Genomic DNA, 19,646 nt, shown 5'->3' on the forward strand with positions numbered 1-19,646 from the left:
GGTTATGCTCCTAAATCGGATGCGAGTTTATCTCTGAGAGTATTATCCGATTGTACAGTCCAGTCGGACAGGTTAGTGGCGATAATGTTAAATAACATATCTATATGTGCAGGGTCGCTGTTCAAAGCTTCAATATACTCGAATCGCTCTCCGCCAGACTCCATGAAGTAGTCACGGTTCTCTTCACCTATTTCCTCGATAGTTTCAAGGCAATCTGCTGAAAAACCTGGACACATGATCTGTACTGACTTTACGCCCTGACCCGGCAAGCTTTTTAAGGTTTCATCGGTATAAGGCTTTAGCCATTCCTCACGACCAAACCGAGACTGAAAGGTTGTCATATACTCATCACGCCCTAGTTCGAGCTTCTCCGCAACTAGCCGACTGGTTTTGTGACATTCACAATGATAGGGGTCACCGTTGATCAAATAACGTTTGGGAATACCGTGATAAGAAAGTATTAACTTATCTGCTTTACCATGTGCCTCCCAATGCTTTTTCACCTTTGCAGCCAATACATCAATGTATTCGCTATTGTCGTGATAATGCGAAACAAAACGCATATCAGGTATCCAACGGCGCTGTGTGAAGTCATGAGAAATAGCATCGAACGTAGAGCCTGTGGTTGATGCACAATAGTGCGGATAGAGCGGCAGTACCACCAGCTTCCTGACACCAGCGTTCAGCATCTTATCTAGTACACTGGATATTGACGGATTGCCATACCGCATGGCGAATTCAACAACCACATCATTGCCGTATACCTGCTCACAGCGCGCTCTGATTGCCTTTGCCTGCGCTTTAGTGTGCACCATTAACGGTGAGCCTTCATCGGTCCACACAGTTGAATAGGCTTCTGCTGAGCGACGTGGACGAATGTTGAGGATAATTAAATTTAGCACCATCCACCAGATAGGTCGGGGTACCTCAACTACTCTTGGATCCCAAAGAAACTCTTTCAGGTAGCGTTTTAGTGCCTTAGGTGTAGGCGCATCTGGCGTGCCCAAGTTTGTTATTAGCACGCCGATTTTGTCTGCTTGCTTGTGCGTAAATGCTGTTTGAGACTGGTACTTCATAGCTATGTAACAGATCCATATTTTATCGTTGTATGCTGGTACGCAGAAATAGTCCTTTCGGACTTACTATCATGGTTGATAGTAAGTCGCCGAACCTGGACCTACAGGCATCCCAAGTAAAAATACCCAGATATAGAAGAGTACTGTCCAACCGAGTATGAAAACAAGGCTATAAGGCAGCATAGTCGCGATTAAGGTGCCCATCCCTAAGTTTTTCTGATATCGGGAGGCCATAGCCAGAATCAAACCAAAGTAGCTCATCATAGGAGAAATGACATTGGTTACTGAGTCACCAATACGGTAGGCCGCTTGGATAACCTCTGGCGCGAAGCCAATCAACATGAGCATAGGCACAAATATGGGTGCAGTTACAGCCCACTGAGCTGACGCACTACCCAATGACAGGTTGACTACGCCGCACATAAGAATAAACAAAATAAACACTTCAGGTCCGTCTAACCCCAAAGCCTGCAATGTGGCCGCACCTTTGACCGCAAGAACGGTTCCAAGGTTAGTCCACTTAAAAAAAGCGACAAACTGCGCGGCAAAGAAGACAAGCGTAATATACAAACCCAATGTGCTCATGCTCTTTGCCATGGCATCTATGATATCGCGGTCGTTTTTCATGGTGCCAGCTACCCGACCATACACAAAACCCGGTACCGCAAAAGTCACAAAAATAAATGCTACTATGCCTTTTAGAAACGGTGAGCCGGCTACGGCTCCAGTTTCAGGATGCCTCAGAATACCGTTTTCAGGCACGATAGTAAGAGCAAGCAGCGCACACATACCAAAAAATGCTAGTCCCGCCATTTTGAGAGCTTTTTTCTCTTGTGTAGTTGGCGCTTCCATTAACTGTGGCTCTAAATCAGCAGATGCATTTTTTGGATCAAAGCGCCCTAGTCTGGGCTCTACAATTTTTTCAGTAACGAATGTCCCCATTAGGGCTACCACAAAGGTGGAGATGAACATGAAATACCAGTTAACTTCAGGGCCAACTACGTACTCGGGGTCAATCATGTGTGCTGCGGCTTCTGTAATACCTGACAAAAGAGGATCAACGGTACCAAGTAACAAGTTCGCGCTATAACCCGCTGACACGCCAGCAAACGCCGCGGCTAGACCTGCCAGGGGATGCCTGCCTAAGGAATGAAAAATCATGGCCGCTAGTGGAATTAAGACCACATAGCCTAATTCAGACGCGGTGTTAGAAACAATACCCGCAAATACTATTGCAAATGTGACGCCACGCTTTGACGCATTCAATACGAGTGCGCGCATGGCAGTAGACAACAAACCACTGTGTTCAGCTACAGACACCCCTAGTAAGGCAACCAATACTGTGCCCAATGGTGCAAAGCCAGTGAAGTTAGTTACCAACCCCATCACAATACGTTGCAACCCTTCTGCATTCATCAGTGAAATTACTTCAATCATGCCATCTGGGTCACGGCCTGCAGCGTCAAGCGGTCTAGGATCGGCTACCGCGACTTCAAAATAGCCCAATATGCCACTCAAAATAACAATAAAAACTGAAAGCAGCGCAAACAGGGTAACAGGGTGTGGTAGTAGGTTACCGAGCCATTCTACTGTCGCTAAAAATCGGGAAAACCATCCCGACGGCGGATTTGCGGACGCGTCCGTCGCACTAGAAGAAGATTTGGATGTCAAAACGAAGCCTCTGTCATGTGCCAATTATCTACCATTTCAGGTGGTATTTGGCTTTATCTATTATTGTATTTATATTTTTAGTTAGTTTACCGAATCAGTGGATACAAAAAAAGCCTGCGCGCACTTGCGAGCAGGCTTTCATTCATTTATTCAAGTATTTAAACTATTTATCGCCACTCTGCGCGTTCATATAGCGGAAGAATTCACTGTCAGGCTCCACAACTAAAATATCATTTTTAGAATTAAAGCTATTGCGATAGGCGTCCATACTACGCAAGAAGCTATAAAACTCTGGATTCTTAGAGTAGGTATTGGCGTATATCTGCGCCGCCAATGCATCGCCTTCACCGCGAAGTTGTCGCGCGTTACGCTCAGCGTCAGCTAACATAACAGTGACTTTTGCATCAATATTCGCACGAATAACTTCAGCTTGCTCTTGCCCTTCCGAGCGGTGCTCTCTAGCTACTGCTGCTCGCTCCGCACGCATACGTTGGAAAATAGAGTTACTCACCTCTGTGGGCAGGTTGATTTGCTTAACACGGACATCAACAATTTCGATACCCAACTCGTCAGAGCTGCTGGACGCCTGTTCCATCGCCTGATCCATGAGTGCTGAACGCTCACCCGATACAATTTGAGAAATCGTTCTGGCACCAAACTCTGACCGCAAACCATTGTTGACCTTTTGCTTCAAAAGCGCTTCAGCTTGAAGCTTGTTGCCACCGGTTGACAGGTAGTAACGCGCAAAGTCCTCAATTCGCCATTTAACGTAAGAGTCTACAATCAAGTCTTTTTTCTCAGACGTCACAAATCGGTCTGGTGCATCATCCAAGGTTTGAATCCGTGCATCTAAATGACGAACCGTATCAATAAAGGGCAGTTTAAAATGCAAACCAGGTTCAAACACTTTGGTCTCATCCGAGGCTGTGTCTCGTTGTATTTTACCAAACTGAATAACAATGGCTTTTTCGCCTTCTTTGACCACAAAAATTGCGCCAGAAGCGAGAATGCCCACTATTGCAACTACAGCAATTATGATGTTTTTCATGGCTTAGTCTCTCCCACTGCGAAAGCGATCAGAACGCAGGCCGCTATTTGGAGGCGCAACATTGATGTTGTTATTGTTGTCACTGGTATTTCTTAACCCCTCAAGCGTATTGCGTGTAGGCACAGGTACGGTTCCCTGGCGCTCCATGATTTTGTCTAACGGCAAGTACATCATGCTACCACCACCAGAGCTGTCGACCATGATTTTACTGGTGCTGCCAAACACTTCTTCCATGGTCTCAAGATAAATGCGTTGACGTGTAACTTCAGGGGCTGCTTCATACTGAGGAAGCAACTCTTCGAAACGAGCCACTTCACCTTGCGCTTCCAAAGTAACCCGCTCTTTGTAGGCGGTAGCTTCTTCGTTCATACGATTAACCTGACCACGTGCACGCGGCTCAATTTCGCGCGCATACGCTTCCGCCTCGCGGATGAAGCGTTGCTCATCTTCCTGCGCAGCTATCGCATCGTCAAAAGCCGCTTTAACTTCTTCAGGCGGACGGGCGTCTTTGAAGTTCATATCAATGATTGATACGCCCATATTGTAGTTTTCAATAATGCCTTCGAGTTCTTCCCACACGCGCTGACGGGTCACTTCACGCCCGTCTGTAAGCACATCGTCCATAACCGAATGACCAACGACATAGCGGATAGCACTATCCAGTGCCTGACTTAAGCTTTGTTCTGGATTCGCAACGGCAAATACCCAACGGTATGGGTCAACGACGCGATACTGCATTTCCATTTGAACGCGCACCACGTTTTCGTCTTCAGTCAACATAGAGCCGGCTGATGATTGATCGCGAATTGACTGCACATCGACTGGCACGACCGTATCGATAAACGTTGGCTTCCAACGCAACCCGGGCTCTACCTGCGTATGATAATCGCCAAAGCGCAACACCACACCCCGCTCTGCTTCGCGGATGGTATAAAATCCAGTCACAAACCAAATAATAACCAACAAGCCAAGCAACAAACCTATGCCCATTCCGCCTAGGCTTTTACCTGGCCCATCAGAGCCGCCACCTGATTTATTGAATTTGGCAAACAAATTTTTGAACACATCGTCCAGGTCGGGTGGTCCCTGGTCTTTGCCCCCGCGGTTTTTCCACGGGTCGTTGTTGTTGCCACCCGGTTCGTTCCAGGCCATGTCACTACTCCAATTAATAATAGTTCTGTGAATGTATACTAAAAATCGATACGTTTGGTTGTGTAGCTCATCGTAAAACCACGCAATGTTAGCGAGTTTGTTCAATGTTTCACAACAAAACTTGATATCCCTGTTTCAAGATGCTTCTCTAGCCGGTTCCAATCAGCAGCAGGCATTCTTACGTCAACCATCCAGTCGCCGTCGTCATTGTAATGTTCAGACGCAATGCAGTTCAGTCCAAACAAAACGCCTCGCAAACGACTGAAAGCAGGCGGTATTTTCAACGAGTAATTAACTATCGATTGACTCAATCGCTCTGTCAAAGCCTGACTTAACAATGCCATTCCCTGCCCGAGCTGCGCCGACACCCACACACGGATTGGCATGCCCTCGTCATCATAATCAATTCGCGGCTCAATGCCCTCCAATCGATCAATTTTGTTACAAATTATCAGTTGGGGTATCTCGTCTGCGTCTATTTCATCGAGCACTTCATTTACCTCATCCATGGTTTCCAGGTAATTTTGTGCAGAATAATCGACAACGTGAAGCAAAAGGTCCGCTTCCTGCGTCTCCTGCAGTGTCGCTTTGAATGCTGCCACTAGATCATGGGGGAGATGTCGGATAAAACCAACCGTATCCGCTAAAATAGCTGGTCCAACATCTTTTAACTCAATTTTGCGCAATGTTGGGTCTAAGGTAGCAAAGAGTTGATCGGCGGCATATACATGCGCTTGTGTCAGTTGGTTAAACAAGGTTGATTTACCGGCGTTGGTATACCCTACTAGAGACAAGGTTGGTACTTCAGCTCTTTTCCGTGCTCGCCTGCCCTGCTCACGCTGCTTTGCGACCTTTTCGAGCCGTTTCAGAATTGTTTTAATGCGCCCACGTAATAAACGCCGGTCTGTTTCGAGCTGTGTTTCGCCGGGACCACGCAGACCTATCCCCCCTTTTTGGCGCTCAAGGTGCGTCCAGCCACGAATAAGGCGCGTAGATAAGTGTCTCAGTTGCGCCAATTCAACCTGAAGTTTACCTTCATGAGTCCTAGCGCGTTGAGCAAAGATGTCAAGAATCAGTCCGGTTCTGTCGAGTACTCTACACTTACACAGCGCTTCAAGGTTTCTTTCTTGGGAGGGAGACAACGCATGATTGAAGATCACCACGTCTGCATTAGCATTTTTTACCGCCAACGCAATTTCCTCGGCTTTTCCCGAACCTACAAAGTATTTTGCAAGGGGCGCATTCCGCGCAGTAGTGATGACCTCAACTGCATTGACTCCAGCTGAGGATACTAAAAGACTGAGTTCAGAGAGATCTTCTTTATTGGTTTCTTCCGCAAAGTCGACGTGAACAAGTACCGCGCGTTCACCGCCTTCATAACGATCAAACAACAAATTACCCTTATTTTGGGCCTACTCAGGTTTGGCGCCGTCGCCTTCGCCTTGACTAGGCATAGTTATCGCTCGTGAGGGGACTACCGTTGAAATTGCGTGTTTGTAGACCATTTGACTCACTGTATTTTTTAACAGGATCACAAACTGATCAAACGACTCCACTTGCCCCTGTAGCTTGATTCCATTTACAAGATATATGGATACCGGAATTCGTTCTTTCCTAAGTGCATTCAAAAACGGATCTTGTAATGATTGACCTTTAGCCATTTCATGTCCTTCGTTGTTGTTATTATTGGTGCCAACTAATCGATGACTACGACGTTAAAGTTACAATTAAATACGTTATATCACACCTTTTGGCTCAAGGCGTTATTTTTCCCAGCATTTTCTTTAAATTGTCATCTGCAAATGTATCAAGCCAAAACAATGACTTCCAGCCCCTGAGCCAAGTAATTTGGCGTTTTGCCAGTTGACGCGTAGCAATGATCCCTTTTTCTCGCATTGTTGAATAATCAACAACGCCGTCTAGATATTCCCATACCTGACGATAGCCTACCGATCTTATTGCTGGCAAGTCAACGTGGAGTTGTGGCCTAGCATGCAGTTTTTCAACTTCCTCCACAAAATTATTGTCCAGCATAATATCAAAGCGTTGCGCTATCCGGGCGTGCAAATCACTTCTCTCAATCGGTGCAATAGCAAACTGAATCATTTCAAAAGGCGCTTTTCTATGAGGTTGTGCCTGCCACCAACTCAGGGGTTTGCCGGAACTTAAATAGACTTCCAATGCACGGATTAATCGCTGAGGGTCATTTGGGTGAATTTTTTCTGCACAGATAGGGTCGATCTCTGATAAACGTGTATGTAATGCCTGCCAGCCAAGCTCAACTGCCTCGGCCTCAATCTGCTCCCTAATTGCCTGGTTTGCTGCAGGTAATGCCGCTATACCATTAACCAAGGCATTGAAGTACATCATAGTACCGCCCGTAAGAAGTGGGACCTTACCTCTGTCTTGTATTTCACTGACTTTGGCAATCGCATCATCAAAAAAAGCCGACACCGAGTAAGATTCACTGGGGTCATGGGTATCAATTAACCAATGAGGTACACCGTCTCTCTCTTCCTCAGTAGGTTTGGCGGTGCCAATATCCATTCCTCGGTAGATCAGTGCCGAGTCCACACTGACCACCTCTCCGTCAAGATGCTTTGCTAATTCAATCGCAAGGCCCGTTTTACCTGAAGCGGTGGGGCCCATCAAAGCGACTACAGGTAGCGTTTTCTTCATGATGAAAACCACTCTGGCAATGCAGAAAGTGGCTTAGACACTTTAAGGTCTTTGACTATCTCATCCTGCTCGTCACGACTTAGCTGCATAAACCAGGTAATAGCCAGCGTCTGTCCATGCTCTTCTTCGCACAGCAAGCTGCTCATTTCATCGATCAATGTCTGCTCTGAATCAATGTACTTTTCACATAACAGAGGAAATAGCTTTACCCAATGTAAGGCCCGAAATACAGACGGTACTTCTTTTAAAATCAATTTCCCGGATTGCTTCGCCACCACGAATGCCGTATTTTCGAGCGTTTCAATGCACACATTAACCTCTGTTTGCTGCAAAGAAACTGGCATAAGTAAGGGCTGGCTTACACTGGCGGCTAAATCAATAGAGTTTAGCCATTTCTTGACTAAGCGATCAGCACCGATCCATTGAATATCCTCGTCGCCCAAAAAAACCAAACCATGATGATCGACGGCTCGATACGTTAATGAGGTTGATGGCGTTGCAGTCATTAAACGTTGGTAACCCATAGCTGCCTGCCGACTTAGCGCACCTGCACTGAACGAGCGCGCACTTCCCAGTTCACGCTTCACCTGCCCGTCACTGACACTACCAACAGGCTCGGGCGAGGTTTTTTCGAGGGGTCTAATGTAATCATGTGAAGCTGTGGGCGATTGTATCGGCAGCGTTGCGCCTTCGTCTTCGACCAAAGCATCCTGAATACACTTGCAAACCAAATCGTGAATTTGCCGTGCATTATGAAAGCGCACCTCATGCTTTGCTGGGTGTACATTGACATCGACCTCTTCCGGGCTCAGATTCAGGAAAAGTACATATGACGGTTGCTCTATGTCACAGTATACAGTCTCATAGGCTTGCCTGATTGCATGCAACAACAATTTGTCACGCATTGCCCTGCCGTTTACAAAACAAAACTGCATATCAGTAGAAGAGCGCATTGCACTGCGTGCGCCAATCCAACCGTTGAGTGTTACCCCGTCATACTCAACACTTGCATACACCGCCTGATCAAGAAACCCTTTGCCGCATACCTGTGAAATTCTGTTTTCCAGCGCCTGTTTTTTGTTGCCTAAAAATCGCTTTACTACTTTCCCGTTGTGCTTCAATACAAAGGTAATAAACGGCCGACTGAGCGCGATGCGTTTAACGGTATCCTCAATATGTTGAAATTCAGTCTTTTCGGCACGCAGGAACTTTCGTCTTGCAGGTGTGTTGTAAAACAAGTCCACGACATCAATGGTGGTGCCGTCTGGGTGTGCAGCGGGCTCAATTTCAACGCCCATTTCCCGCCCCTGAGCATAAGCTGACCAAGCCTCGCTTTGCGCTTGCGGCTTTGTTGTCAGAGTAAGGCGGCTGACCGCACTGATACTGGCTAAAGCCTCTCCTCGGAATCCAAGCGATCCAATTGCTTCTAGGTCTTCCAAGCTCGCTATTTTACTGGTTGCGTGGGGCGACAATGCGAGTGTTAGCTCTTCTTTTGGAATACCGGTTCCATCATCGCGTATGCGAATTCGCTTGTGCCCTCCCCGCTCAATATCAATTTCAATCGACGAAGCACCTGCGTCTAAACTGTTTTCCACTAATTCTTTAACAACAGAAGACGGTCTCTCGACCACTTCACCAGCAGCAATTTGGTTGGCGAGTTGAATAGGCAGTTTTAAAATGGGCAAAAAGTTGCTCCAGTACAGAGAAAAAAGTTGACGATTAGCTTCGCGGAATCTGCAAAACCTGACCAATTCGGACATTATCCGACGATAAGTTATTGGCTATTTTAATATTTCTGACGGAAACATTATAGCGCTGAGCTAACAAAGAGAGAGACTCACCGCTGCGTACTTTATGGGTTCTTATTTGTCTCCCCCGTGACGCCCACAGGGTGCCATCCGGCGGTGTTTGCGCAAAGTAGGTTTTAATCGCATCGTATATAGAGCTGGCCAGCCTTCTTCTATGCTTTGCCCAATTTAGGTTTTTTTCTTCCTGCGGGTTAGATATAAAGCCCAACTCCACCAGAATAGAGGGGATATCAGGTGACGTTAAAACAGCGAGGCTTGCTGACTGAGGGCGGCTCTTATGCATTCTGGTAACGCCTTTCATCTCACCAATAACGATTTCACCCAAGTCGTAACTCGATGCCATTGAGTGATCCATAGACAAACCCAGAATGGTTTCAGCTAGATATCGTTCGCTAGCTTTGTCGTTAATGACTTCCGCAGCGCCTCCTAAAAGCTCTGAGTGACGCTCTGTTCTCTCCATCCAGCGACCAAGTTCGTTATCAGCTCGCCCCATGGAAAGCACCCAAACAGACCCACCTCGTGGTTGAGGCTCATGAAAAGCATCTGCGTGAATCGACACAAACAAGTCCGCTTTTCGCTCTCTGGCTATTTCAGGTCGACGGTTAAGTGGAACAAAATAGTCTCCGGTGCGAATAAGTTCAGCTTTCATCCCTTCGGTGTTGTTAATAAGGTCTGCCAGCATTTTCGAGGCGCTCAGGACGATATGTTTTTCATAGGTGCCGGCAGGCCCGATAGAGCCCGGATCTTTACCACCATGACCCGCATCGATAGCGATGATAATGTCTCTGTTGCTCGAGGGCGCCTGCGCCGTCACTACAGGCACTGAAGTCTGTGGTGGATTACTGTCAACAAAGTCAACAACCAGCCGGTTTTTATTATTAGCATCGGCAGGTAACACGAAGAGGTTTGGTTTCGCCGAACGATGTAATTCAATCACAACACGGGCGTCCAGTTTGGATTTTGGCGTGGAATAACGCACTTTTTTTATAAGTGACGAAGTAGCATTGAATGGCTTTAAAGGCGTTGCACTGGACGTATTAGGGAGGTCAATCACCAGACGTTCAGGATTTTTTAATTGGAAATAGGTGTGCTTAACGGGTTTAGGAAATTCGAATACGACGCGCACCATCTCGCCCTGTTCTGAAATACGAACGTTATGGATAGTGTTAGTCGCCAGCGATTTACTACTTATACAGCAAGCTAAAATCGCCAGAATCGTTGTGAGAAAGCGCCACATCATTTTTTATTATAGTGAGTTAAGCTAATTCTTTATTACGACGGCAAACTTCAACAATAGTTTCGCCTCGTTTAGAAGTTGCCCCAATCGTACAGCTTCTTTTTTCGCCTAATTCCAGTGTAATCGCTAAGTCGGCTGAGGCCAAGTAATTCGCTCCTTTTTCAGCCCACTCTATAAGGCATATGCATTTTTCACCGAAGTAATCCCTCACTCCCATAAATTCCAACTCTTCCGGATCAGCCAGGCGATAAAGGTCAAAGTGATAGACATTGCCTGCTTCCAGCTCGTAAGGCTCAACAAGCGTATAAGTAGGGCTCTTAACATTTCCCTGATGCCCAAGCGTGCGCAAAATGTAGCGTGACAAGGTGGTCTTCCCAGCGCCAAGATCGCCAGACAAATAGAGGATAACCCCACTTTCCCAATGTGGAGCAATCGCCTTAGCTAAACATGCTCCAACATGCGCGGTTTGCTCTAGGTCATCAATTGAAAAGGTAACAGATGTACTCATTTTAGTTTTAGATATTGGTTAACGCTTACCATTAATTAACATGCGAATATAATGAAAGAGGTCGCTCGCCATCATTCCCCGTTCGCCAAATTGTTCAGCTACACAGTCACCCGCTTTTGCATGTAAACTTACGCCGTATTTGCAAGCTAAGTCTTGGTCGATGCCTTGTGCCAGTAATGCTCCCAGTATACCTGTAAGTACATCACCCATACCAGCGGTAGCCATACCCGGGTTTCCGTGTTGACATACATAGGCATGCCTTTCTGTATCCACGACACTTCCCGCCCCTTTCAATACACAGGTAGCATGGTATTTTTGCGCCAACTGTCTGGCACAATTAAACCTGTCGCTTTCGATCTCATCAACACTGACACCTAACAATCGCGCAGCCTCACCGGCGTGAGGTGTTATTAGACATTCAGAGACATTGTATGAAACTGATGAATGACTTAAGAGATTTAGCGCGTCAGCGTCGAGTACCATGGGCTTATGCGCTCCTTCACAATACGACATAGTGCGTTCAAATATTTCTTTTGCCCACTCGTCCTGACCAAGACCAGGTCCCAATACGACGGTTGTACACCAAGCTAGTGCCTCATCCAAGCTTTCATTGGTGACCATTAGCTCAGGGCAGCCTGCACTGACCTGGATACGCGATTGTTCATGGGCAAACACTTTGACCAGACCTGCGCCTGTGCGCATGGCTGCTTCTGCGGATAACCTAATTGCACCTGGAGTGCCACGGTTGCCGCCGATGCACAGCAAGCGACCATAATCACCTTTGTGACTATGGACATCCCTGGGCCCCATGCCGGTAAACATAGACAAACTAAGCAGAGAAGCATGACTTCTAGCCCGCTCCATAAACGCTTTCCCAATACCGAGATCGTCATACACTAGCTTTCCGCAGGATTGTTTACCCGCCCCCGTTGTCAAACCCGGCTTTATTCCCACTAGCGTCACGGTTACGTCGGCCTGAATACACCGGCCTTTTGATTCTCCGGTATTGGCATCTAGGCCTGAGGGAACATCAATACTCACAACAGGCACTTCAGCTTCGTTTACCGCGTCAATAATATCGGCAAATTCATTTCTGATTGCTGTAGTGATACCTGTTCCCAAAAGGGCATCAATCACAATATCGGCTTTATCTAATAGCGCTTTTGAGAAGTGTTCAACCTTTCCACCTGCATCTAAATATGCTTGCTGGGCCCGTCCCGCATCCCCCGTCAATACTCGTTCAGGTTCAACAGCACACAGATAGACGTTCTTACCTACATTTTTTGCATGCATTGCCGCAACATAACCATCACCTGCGTTGTTCCCCTGGCCAACCAGAATAAGAAAATTTTCTGTATTGGGAATAAGCAACTGACACTGATTGAACACAGCGGCACCGGCTCGTGCCATCAAGCTGTACATATCACAACCACTCGCCTCGGCGGCCACTCGTTCATGTTCACGAACCTGGTCGGCGCGGTATATTTTGTGTGTTAAGCTTAAGGATTCTTGAAGTTTCAGCATGCTTATATGTCCAATATAGAGTCGGTGGATTTACTCAGGCTTACAGACAATATCAAGGCTTGGGGCCGTGCGCTAGGTTTTCAGCAAGTCGGCATCGCAGATGTTGATCTGTCTCAACACGAAGCCTACTTGGAGAAGTGGCTGGCAAGTGGCTATCACGGTGAAATGCACTTTATGGAAAGGCACGGTACCAAACGCTCTCGTCCCAACGAGTTAGTGCCGGGTACAGTGAGGGTGATTAGTGTGCGCATGGACTACCTGCCCCCTGATGCCTCGTTTGCCAAACACCTTTCACAGCAAGAGGTAGCGTACATTAGTCGTTATGCGCTGGGCCGCGACTATCACAAAGTTATGCGCAATAAATTAAAACAGTTGGGGGACAAGATCACGCAGTCACTCGCCCAAACCACGTTTCGCCCTTTTGTGGATTCTGCACCTGTATTGGAACATGCTATAGCAGAAAAAGCGGGGATTGGCTGGACTGGCAAGCACTCACTAACATTAAATCGCGAGGCAGGTTCTTGGTTCTTTTTGGGGGAACTCTTTATCAATCTACCCTTGCCTGTGGATCTCCCTGTTGAGGAAGGCTGTGGTACCTGTAACGCCTGTATGACTATTTGCCCTACGGAGGCAATCGTCGCACCGTATACCGTAGACGCAAGGCGTTGTATCTCTTACTTAACAATAGAAAACAGCGGCGACATTCCCGTCGAGTTTAGACAGGCAATGGGCAATCGCATTTATGGGTGTGATGACTGTCAATTAGTGTGCCCATGGAATCGCTATGCAAAGATCACGGAAGAAGAAGACTTTTTACCCAGGAAACAGCTTCATGGCCAAACACTACTCGCCCTTTTTAATTGGGACGAGACCACCTTCCTGCGCAATACAGAAGGCAGTGCAATACGCCGGATTGGTTTTGAAAGATGGCAACGCAATCTTGCTGTTGCGCTAGGCAATGCGCCTTATCAGCCCGACATTGTAACAGCGCTCGAAGCGGCCCTTATTACGTCTTCAGACATGGTGCAACGGCACATACAGTGGGCACTTGAGCAGCAACAAAAAAAGAAAAACGACGCATCGCCACGTCGTCTTACGCAGCGACTCGTTCGCATTGTTGAAAAGGGCTTACCCCGAGACGCTTAGCGCTTATGGTAAGCCTTGCTCAAACGATGCACCGCATCTACAAACACGCCGGCGTTTTCGGGTGGCACATCCAAATGAATACCATGCCCTAAATTGAACACATGACCACTTCCCTCACCAAACCCGGCGAGAATATGAGCAACCTCTTCTTCAATGCGAGCTGCGGGTGCGTATAACATTGAAGGGTCCATATTACCTTGAAGTGCCACTTTATCACCTACCCTGGCTTTGGCATCGGCAATATCAATAGTCCAGTCAAGGCCTACTGCATCACAGCCGGTTGCAGCAATTGATTCTAACCACATACCGCCATTCTTAGTAAAAAGCGTCACTGGGACTTTACGTCCATCATGCTCTCGAATTAATCCATTTACGATCTTTTCCATGTACTGCAATGAAAATAGCTTGTAGTCGCGTGGGGATAAAACGCCTCCCCAGGTATCGAAGATCATAACCGACTGCGCGCCAGCCTTAATTTGTGCATTCAGGTATAGCACAACAGCATCGGCAAGCTTATCTAGCAGCTTATGCAGCACCTTGGGTTGCGCAAACGCCAGCTTTTTTATCTTAGTGAAGGCTTTACTCGAGCCCCCTTCCACCATATAGGTCGCTAACGTCCATGGGCTACCAGAGAACCCAATTAAAGGCACGCTGCCTTTGAGTTCTCTGCGTATAGTGCGCACTGCATTCATGACATAACCCAATTCATCTTCGGGATCGGGAATAGGTAGTGCATCGACAGCAGACTCACTACATACCGGGCGTTCAAATTTAGGCCCTTCACCGGTTTCAAAATACAAACCCAATCCCATAGCGTCAGGGATAGTTAAGATATCTGAAAACAGAATTGCAGCGTCTAGTTCATAACGCCTTAGCGGTTGAAGCGTGACTTCACAGGCTAGTTCTGCATTTTTACACAAGGACATAAAGTCACCTGCCACACCTCGTGTTGCACGATATTCAGGAAGGTATCGCCCAGCTTGTCTCATCATCCACACTGGCGTGACGTCTGTAGGTTGCTTGAGCAATGCGCGCAAGTATCTATCGTTTTTTAATTCCATGACTCTTACGAAGAAAAAATTTGGCAAAAGTATATCAGGAAATCTTGCCTTTGGAGTAAGTGTTTGCTACAACTTTAAACAATAAAATAAAGAAGCTTGCATACAAGCCGAGCGCTGTAAAAATTCTGACCCCGCTTTGCGGGGTTTTTTATTGGTTCTGACGCTGAACAACCTGTTCAATTAACTGACCGGCAATACTAAATTTAGGCGGTGTTTTGGGTAGATTCTCAACATCAAACCAATGTGCTTGAGCTATCTCGTGTTCATCAATCACAATATCGCCCTCTTGCCATTCAGCCAAGTAACCGACCATTAAAGCATGGGGAAAAGGCCAAGGTTGGCTACCAAAATACTCAGGCTTTTTGATTCTTACACCGACCTCTTCATACACCTCCCTTACTACTGCTTGCTCAAGACTTTCACCGCTTTCTACAAATCCGGCTATGGTTGAGAAAAACCCCGATGTTTGATGCCGATTGCCCTGCGCTAATAAGATTTGCCCCTTGCGATAAATTGCTACGATGACACAGGGCGAAACCCGAGGGTAACAACGATGGCCACACTGATGACAATGCACTGCAACTTCCCAATCTACGCGGGTCATTGCAGTGCCGCACCGGCCACAAAATCTATGAGTATTGTAAAAATGAAGAAACTGCCAAGCCCTGCCAATTACACCAAATGGCTCGTGGTTTGTGTTCATCATTGCCTGGCGCAGAGAAACAAATTCGTACCCTTGTAAGGTTAGCGGTTCGGCGCCTACATCAACCAAATAGAAACCCGTTTCGTTTCCATCAAAGTCTTTAAGATTAGCAATCTCGTCGTGGTAGGCATGGAGTGGTACCAACGCATCCCAGCCAAGTTCGGGCAGTTGCCCTGTTTCCTGGCTCACCAATACGTTGCCTTTGCTAACGATAATCCAGGTTGACGACTGGGAACACAGGCTAGGGTTTGCTACATGTGATAACATGAATATCGCTCGAATAGATCTAAATACTGCGCTACACGCTAACATATAACAGCGTTTTTATTGATTAATTTGGTAGCGGTTTTTAACCAACCCACTTATCATGGAGGTTTAAAATATCACTAGAGTCAAGCAAATACGATGAGCACGGCTACACTGACAAAAGCTCGCGCCTATTGTGAGCATCGAGGGGCACGTTTCACACCGTTGCGTGAGAAAATTTATGCTCTGATGCTCGACAAACACGGCCCAATCGGGGCCTACGAGCTTCTAGATGCTTTGAAAGAAACGGAAAGTAGTGCGAAACCTGCTACAGTTTACAGAACATTAGATTTTTTACTCGATTTTGGTTTTATTCATCGCTTGGAATCTACAAATGCATTTGTCGCGTGTCATCATTTTGGCTGCCAGCATCCGGTACAATTTTTAATCTGTGATAGCTGCGGGCACGTAGTAGAAATTCAGTCTGAAGGGCTGGAAGACACCTTACGAACTCAGGCAGAGGCAAAAGGATTTAAAATCTCCAAGCAGACCATTGAGGCACATGGCCTCTGCAGTGACTGTAAATTGGATGAAAATAGCGGAATATAATCGCGTTAAGGACGTATGAAGATGAACGCAGAATTTATTAACCCCTTTATTAAGGGGCTTCTTAATGTAATGGAAACCATGGCTCAAACTACCCTCAAGCCAGGAAGACCTCAAAGAAAAAGTAATGAAGTGGCCAAGGGCGACGTATCTGGGCTAATCGGCATGATAGGGCCGGAAACCAAAGGCTCATTGTCTATCACATTTGATGAAAGCCTAGCGTTGACCATTATGGAAAGAATGGTGGGCGAGAGGCCCGCAAAATTAGACGCTGATGTCGGTGATATGGTGGGTGAAGTGACGAATATGATCGCCGGGAGCGCAAAACGCGATTTAGCTGACGTTGGCTACGATTTTGGTATGGCAACACCTGTTGTTGTTTCAGGTAAAGACCACACTATCAGTCACCAGGTGGACGGCCCGAAAATTATATTGCCATTCATGTGTGATGAGGGCAGTGCTCACATGGAAATATGCTTTGACAAATAACGTTTTTGAGAAAGATTAAAAAAAATACGAATCAAGGAAAAAAAATGAAAACAAAATTAACAGCACTCACATTAGCTCTTTCGCTCGGCAGCGCAGCAGCGTTAGCTAACTCTAACGGTGGAGACGACAATTATAAATGGGTTGGTGTGTATGGCTCACTTTATGACATTAATAAAGACAAGCCTTACGGCCAACCTGGCGACTACCTCGACAACGGCTTAGGTCTAGGTATTGAAGCGGGCTGGAAATTCACTCCTAAATGGGGGTTGCGCGCTGAGTTTACCAAATACAATATCAAAACGGACGGTGGTTATCGCAGACAAAGTGGCAGCCTTTATGGCGTTGATGCCGTGTACTTTTTCCCCGAAGACACTTTTTATGCATTCACAGGTGTAAAAAAACTCTCCCTGGATGAAAGCTATGGACTGTTCAACATCGGTGTAGGTAAGCATTGGGGAAGCAGTGATTACTTTAGAGTGATCACAGAGGTAGCTGCTAACCGTGACTTTGGTCAAGGCACCAAAGACGTAGCCTTCAAAGTAGGCATTGCGTTTAATTTTGGCACCGGCGGATACCTTTCTTCCAGTGAGCCAGCTGCAGTTGCACCACTTGACTCTGATAACGATGGCGTATTAGACAGAAATGATCGTTGCCCTGGCACTGCACCAGGCGTCAATGTTGATGCCAATGGTTGCCCGATGGAAAAAGACAGCGACAGCGATGGCGTAGCAGATAGCGCAGACAAGTGCCCGAATACACCTCGAGGCGACGTTGTAGACGCAGAAGGTTGTACCCGTTTCGGTGAAGAAGAAGTATCTAAAACGGTTCGTGTATTGTTTGCGAACGACAGTGCCAAAGTTGAAGAACCTAACGACAGTGAAATTATCGACTTGGTTAACTTCTTGAAGCGTTATGGCAAGGTTCAAGCAGTCATTGAAGGCCATGCTTCTACGCCAGGTGACGCAGACTATAATATGGATTTGTCAAAGCGCCGTGCTAATGCCTTCAAAGATGTCCTTGTTGACAAGGGTATAGACGCATCACGCCTTTCTACTGAAGGCTATGGTGAAACACGCTTGCTGGATTCAAGTAATACAGCAGCTGCTCATCGCCTAAACCGCAGAATCGTAGTAAATGTTTCTGAGGTAATTAAGGTGAAGTTGACTAAATAGGCTGAATAGTCAGATATACAAAAAGCCCGCGTTAAACGCGGGCTTTTTTAATAGTCATCTGGCCTTGCAGGACCTGCGTAATTGTCAAAACGCGAAAACTGCCCCTGGAACGTCAGTCGGCTCGTTCCGATTGGACCATTACGCTGCTTACCAATAATGATTTCTGCAATGCCCTTATCTTCACTGTTTTCGTGGTAAACCTCGTCTCTGTATATAAACATGATTAAATCAGCATCTTGTTCTATGGAGCCAGATTCACGCAAGTCGGAGTTAACAGGACGTTTATCTGCACGTTGCTCCAAACTACGGTTGAGCTGAGACAATGCCACAACAGGAACTTCCAGTTCTTTAGCCAAGGCCTTAAGAGAGCGCGATATCTCGGCAATCTCAAGGGTTCGATTATCAGACAAAGAAGGCACACGCATGAGTTGCAAGTAGTCAACCATGATCAAACTGATACCACCTCTCTCACGCGCCAGCTTTCTTGCACGAGAGCGCAGCTCCATAGGCGTCAAGCCAGATGAGTCATCCACAAACAAGTTGTCTCTGTCTTTAAGGCTGGCCATGGTATTTGAAATACGGGCCCAGTCTTCATCATCAAGTTGCGCGGTTCTGATTTTGGTTTGGTCCACACGGCTTAAAGACGCCAACATACGCATCATGATTTGCTCGGCAGGCATCTCTAGGCTAAATACCAAAACGGGTTTATCTTCCGTCATCATGGCATTTTCGCACAGGTTCATCGCGAATGTGGTTTTTCCCATAGACGGTCTTGCCGCAACGATAATCAGGTCGGAAGGTTGCAGACCACTGGTTTTTTTATTCAGATCAGTGTAACCGGTAGACACCCCTGTCACTTCACGGTTGTCTTTCAGCAAGGCCTCCAACCGGTCAATGGTTTTACCCAATACGGACTCAACGTCCCTTGGCCCTTCATTGTCGCCAGTGCGACGTTCTGCGATCTCAAAGACCTTGCTCTCAGCCAAGTCTAAAATGTCAGCGCTATCCCGCCCTTCTGGATTATACCCTGCCTCAGCTATCTCGTTGGCAACGGCAATCAGTTCCCGCGTAATAGCGCGCTCTTTTATAATGTTGGCATAGGCCGTTACATTAGACGCACTAGGTGTATTCTTGGCGAGTTCGGCAAGATAAGCAAAATCGCCGGCATCAGACAATTGATCGTGTTTTTCTAACTCTTCGGCAACGGTAATTAGGTCTACGGGCAGATTATTTTTCAGCAAACGTAAGATGGCGGAAAAAACAATTTGATGTGAACGATTGTAAAAGTCGTTCTCCCCTACCAGTTCAGTCACTCTATCCCAGCTATCAGGGGAAATCAGCATACTGCCCAGCACCGACTGTTCCGCCTCAATACTGTGGGGAGGAATTTTAAGTTTTTCGATTACCTGATCTTTTGCTGAGTTGGCCACGGCTTGTTGATTTTCGCTTATCATCACACGGCCGATTATTATGCGTCATATCGATAACGGATGCTAGGTGGGCAAACAAAAAGGCCGGCA

The 19,646-nt window shown here is 46.8% G+C and carries 18 protein-coding genes; 4 read left to right on the forward strand and 14 right to left on the reverse strand.

Features of this window, described 5'->3' with window-relative positions; genetic code table 11:
* Positions 1-2 precede the first annotated feature (2 nt).
* From hemH to DRW07_RS15215, 11 genes are all read right to left on the reverse strand, one after another.
* Complete coding sequence (gene hemH / locus DRW07_RS15165) at positions 3-1,076, reverse strand: ferrochelatase (RefSeq protein ID WP_124028797.1); 1,074 nt, start codon at positions 1,074-1,076, stop codon at positions 3-5.
* A gap of 69 nt (positions 1,077-1,145) precedes the next feature.
* Positions 1,146-2,747, reverse strand: coding sequence for an AbgT family transporter (locus DRW07_RS15170; RefSeq protein ID WP_124028798.1), 1,602 nt, complete (start codon positions 2,745-2,747; stop codon positions 1,146-1,148).
* A 163-nt stretch (positions 2,748-2,910) separates the two neighbouring features.
* On the reverse strand, positions 2,911-3,795 hold the full coding sequence (gene hflC / locus DRW07_RS15175) for a protease modulator HflC (protein WP_124028799.1): 885 nt from the start codon (positions 3,793-3,795) through the stop codon (positions 2,911-2,913).
* A gap of 3 nt (positions 3,796-3,798) precedes the next feature.
* On the reverse strand, positions 3,799-4,947 hold the full coding sequence (gene hflK, locus DRW07_RS15180; protein WP_124028800.1) for an FtsH protease activity modulator HflK: 1,149 nt from the start codon (positions 4,945-4,947) through the stop codon (positions 3,799-3,801).
* Positions 4,948-5,048: 101 nt separating this feature from the next.
* Entirely contained in the window at positions 5,049-6,338 is a 1,290-nt protein-coding gene (gene hflX / locus DRW07_RS15185; protein ID WP_124028801.1) for a ribosome rescue GTPase HflX, read from the reverse strand.
* A gap of 21 nt (positions 6,339-6,359) precedes the next feature.
* The gene (hfq, locus tag DRW07_RS15190) at positions 6,360-6,608 is read right to left on the reverse strand and encodes an RNA chaperone Hfq (RefSeq protein ID WP_124028802.1); all 249 of its coding nucleotides are present in this window, start codon (positions 6,606-6,608) and stop codon (positions 6,360-6,362) included.
* 94 nt (positions 6,609-6,702) lie between these two features.
* A complete protein-coding gene (gene miaA, locus DRW07_RS15195) occupies positions 6,703-7,626 on the reverse strand; it encodes a tRNA (adenosine(37)-N6)-dimethylallyltransferase MiaA (protein ID WP_124028803.1) in 924 nt (307 codons plus the stop codon).
* Positions 7,623-9,311, reverse strand: coding sequence for a DNA mismatch repair endonuclease MutL (gene mutL / locus DRW07_RS15200; RefSeq protein ID WP_124028804.1), 1,689 nt, complete (start codon positions 9,309-9,311; stop codon positions 7,623-7,625). Before mutL ends, miaA begins: the two co-directional genes overlap by 4 nt.
* Positions 9,312-9,345: 34 nt before the next feature.
* Positions 9,346-10,674, reverse strand: coding sequence for an N-acetylmuramoyl-L-alanine amidase (locus DRW07_RS15205; protein ID WP_124028805.1), 1,329 nt, complete (start codon positions 10,672-10,674; stop codon positions 9,346-9,348).
* Between the two features lie 16 nt (positions 10,675-10,690).
* Positions 10,691-11,179, reverse strand: coding sequence for a tRNA (adenosine(37)-N6)-threonylcarbamoyltransferase complex ATPase subunit type 1 TsaE (gene tsaE / locus DRW07_RS15210; RefSeq protein ID WP_124028806.1), 489 nt, complete (start codon positions 11,177-11,179; stop codon positions 10,691-10,693).
* An 18-nt stretch (positions 11,180-11,197) separates the two neighbouring features.
* Positions 11,198-12,703 (reverse strand): NAD(P)H-hydrate dehydratase, encoded by a 1,506-nt coding sequence (locus DRW07_RS15215; protein WP_124028807.1) that lies wholly within the window; start codon positions 12,701-12,703, stop codon positions 11,198-11,200.
* 6 nt (positions 12,704-12,709) lie between these two features.
* On the opposite strand from DRW07_RS15215, the gene queG reads away from it, so the two are divergent.
* The gene (queG, locus tag DRW07_RS15220; protein WP_124028808.1) at positions 12,710-13,849 is read left to right on the forward strand and encodes a tRNA epoxyqueuosine(34) reductase QueG; all 1,140 of its coding nucleotides are present in this window, start codon (positions 12,710-12,712) and stop codon (positions 13,847-13,849) included.
* Here the strand turns inward: queG and hemE are convergent.
* Together hemE and nudC are read right to left on the reverse strand one after the other, a co-directional pair.
* Positions 13,846-14,910, reverse strand: coding sequence for a uroporphyrinogen decarboxylase (hemE, locus tag DRW07_RS15225; RefSeq protein ID WP_124028809.1), 1,065 nt, complete (start codon positions 14,908-14,910; stop codon positions 13,846-13,848). The two genes, queG and hemE, sit on opposite strands and share 4 nt — an antisense overlap.
* Positions 14,911-15,058: 148 nt before the next feature.
* Positions 15,059-15,880, reverse strand: coding sequence for an NAD(+) diphosphatase (gene nudC / locus DRW07_RS15230; protein ID WP_124028810.1), 822 nt, complete (start codon positions 15,878-15,880; stop codon positions 15,059-15,061).
* 138 nt (positions 15,881-16,018) lie between these two features.
* Here nudC and DRW07_RS15235 point away from each other — a divergent pair, with 138 nt between their 5' ends.
* The 3 genes from DRW07_RS15235 to DRW07_RS15245 are packed head-to-tail and all read left to right on the forward strand — an operon-like array spanning position 16,019 to position 18,126.
* Positions 16,019-16,468 carry a transcriptional repressor gene (locus tag DRW07_RS15235; RefSeq protein WP_124028811.1) on the forward strand — a complete coding sequence of 150 codons (450 nt, stop codon included), beginning with the start codon at positions 16,019-16,021 and terminating at the stop codon, positions 16,466-16,468.
* Positions 16,469-16,489: 21 nt separating this feature from the next.
* A complete protein-coding gene (locus DRW07_RS15240) occupies positions 16,490-16,954 on the forward strand; it encodes a chemotaxis protein CheX (protein ID WP_124028812.1) in 465 nt (154 codons plus the stop codon).
* Positions 16,955-16,998: 44 nt separating this feature from the next.
* Positions 16,999-18,126, forward strand: coding sequence for an OmpA family protein (locus tag DRW07_RS15245; protein ID WP_124028813.1), 1,128 nt, complete (start codon positions 16,999-17,001; stop codon positions 18,124-18,126).
* A 47-nt stretch (positions 18,127-18,173) separates the two neighbouring features.
* On the opposite strand, the gene dnaB is transcribed toward DRW07_RS15245, so the two are convergent.
* Positions 18,174-19,580: a replicative DNA helicase gene (gene dnaB / locus DRW07_RS15250; RefSeq protein ID WP_124028814.1), complete on the reverse strand. Its 1,407-nt coding sequence runs from the start codon at positions 19,578-19,580 to the stop codon at positions 18,174-18,176.
* Positions 19,581-19,646: the final 66 nt, after the last annotated feature.

Source organism: Paralteromonas sediminis, assembly GCF_003820355.1.
Classification (GTDB): domain Bacteria; phylum Pseudomonadota; class Gammaproteobacteria; order Enterobacterales; family Alteromonadaceae; genus Alteromonas_F; species Alteromonas_F sediminis.